Source organism: Candidatus Babeliales bacterium (genome assembly GCA_035288105.1).
GTDB lineage: Bacteria > Babelota > Babeliae > Babelales > Vermiphilaceae > SOIL31.
In genome coordinates this window covers 1-2,067 of the sequence record DATEAY010000054.1, presented here as the reverse complement: position 1 = coordinate 2,067, position 2,067 = coordinate 1, and the positions used below count along the sequence as shown (strand labels likewise).

Below are 2,067 nucleotides of genomic sequence, written 5' to 3'. Positions count from 1 at the left end.
TTAAAGATTAATTACCTTAAAGAACTACCCTTCGATACATTTTACTCTGCCTACGGCTGCGTAAAACACTCAGGGCGAACGGGTTTTGAGAATTAAATTTTTAATTATTGGTATTTTTTCAAAAACTCAACAGAACCTAGTTATTATAAATGAGCGCAGTAGAAAAAACTATCATAAAAAAGGCTCCTGATTTTGCAGGAGCTTTTTTTATTTTAAAACTACTATTATTAAATTTCAGCAGTACGCCTATTAATCGATTCAAAAAATTCAGCGTTTGTTTTGGTTTTCTTCATTTTATCAATCAAGAATTCCATACCTTCGATGGTATTCATTGTTGAAAGTAGCTTCTGTAAAATCCACACTTTGTTAAGTTCTTCTTCAGAAAGAAGTAGGTCATCACGACGCGTTCCAGAAACCAATAGATCAAAGGCTGGGAAAATACGACGGTGCGAAAGTTTACGCGTCATATTCATTTCCATATTACCGGTACCCTTAAATTCTTCGAAAATTACTTCGTCCATTCGCGAACCAGTTTCAACCAATGCCGTTGCTAAAATAGTTAATGAACCTGCTTCTTCAGTTGCACGTGCTGCACCAAAAAATCTCTTTGGACGTTGCAATGCATGCGCATCAATACCACCAGTAAGCACTTTACCAGATGCAGGAGCAACAGTATTATACGCTCGTGCAAGGCGAGTAATTGAATCGAGCAATATAACAACATCACGATTACATTCAACTAATCGCTTTGCTTTTTCCAATACAATTTCTGCTACTTGAACATGACGTTCTGCTGATTCATCAAATGTTGAACTAATAACTTCCGCCATTGTTCCTTTAACTGTTCTGCGCATATCCGCAACCTCTTCAGGTCGCTCGTCAACACACAGTACAATAAGATGTGCTTCAGGATGGTTTTGAATAATTGCTCGCGCAATTTCTTTTAAAAGAAGCGTTTTACCAACTTTAGGAGGAGCAACTATCAATCCGCGCTGTCCTTTACCTACCGGAGTAAATAAATCAAGAATACGGGTCGAAAGTGCCATTGGATCAAATTCAAGATTAAATTTTTCAGTGGGATGTTGAGGACTCAAACTATCAAAATGAGACCTATCAACCATAGAAAGAGGTTCTGCATAATTGACTTGTGATACTTTTAAAAGTGCAAAATACTTTTCGCCTTCTTTTGGCTTTCTAATTTCACCCTTAATTGTGTCTCCTGTGCGCAAACCAAATCGTCTAATTTGTGATGGAGAAACATAAATATCATCCGGACCAGAAACATAATCATATAATGCTGAACGTAAAAAACCAAATCCATCAGGTAATTTTTCAAGAACACCTTCAACTGCCATTTCAAAATTTGGATTCTCTTCGGCATAACGAATTTTTTTGAGCAATTCATCTTTTTTTGTAATTGCTGCACCCATAATACCATAACGACGAGCATATTGAATAAGCTCTGCTAATGATAAATCTTCTAAAGGTCGCCTCGTATAAACTGGTCTTTCGTTATTGTTGTTCTGCTGATATGGTGGTTGTTGCGATGTACGATAATGTTCATCGCGAGGCTGTTGTACATCTCTGCGTTCTTGCGGTATTGGATCTCGCTCAATAGGTTCTGCTGCTACCACAGGATTTTCTGCTATCGGCTTCTGAACTTCTGCTGCCTGCGGCACTGTTTTGCTATTTCTTGGAGCACGTTGACGTGTCGGCTGCGATGGTGATAGAGGTTGTACTACTTGTTTTGCTGTTTCTTGATCACTTGTAGTTGATTGTGCAGAATCAGCTGTTTTTATATCGCGAGTTTTCATCCAGACCTCCTGTAAAAGATACTCTGACGGTTTTTCGTCATGCATTATTCCTTGAATTTGTGTAAAAAAATGAGACTTAAAAAAAATGATTTACTAGATATGTCTAATTATTGTATCTATGTTCGTTAACAGATAATAGAGTAAATATAAATTGATCATTTTGATCACAAAACAGATCTTTATTCTGCATTACCTTGTATAAATCAAAATGACCATATTTAATTAATTCGTCAATATATTTCAAAAAGATGCG

At 36.7% G+C, this 2,067-nt stretch carries 1 protein-coding gene; it reads right to left on the bottom strand.

Annotation, left to right across the window (positions count from 1 at the left end; all coding sequences use genetic code 11):
• Positions 1-227: 227 nt before the first annotated feature.
• Positions 228-1,814 (bottom strand): transcription termination factor Rho, encoded by a 1,587-nt coding sequence (rho, locus tag VJJ26_02895; GenBank protein HLC07110.1) that lies wholly within the window; start codon positions 1,812-1,814, stop codon positions 228-230.
• Positions 1,815-2,067 lie beyond the last annotated feature (253 nt).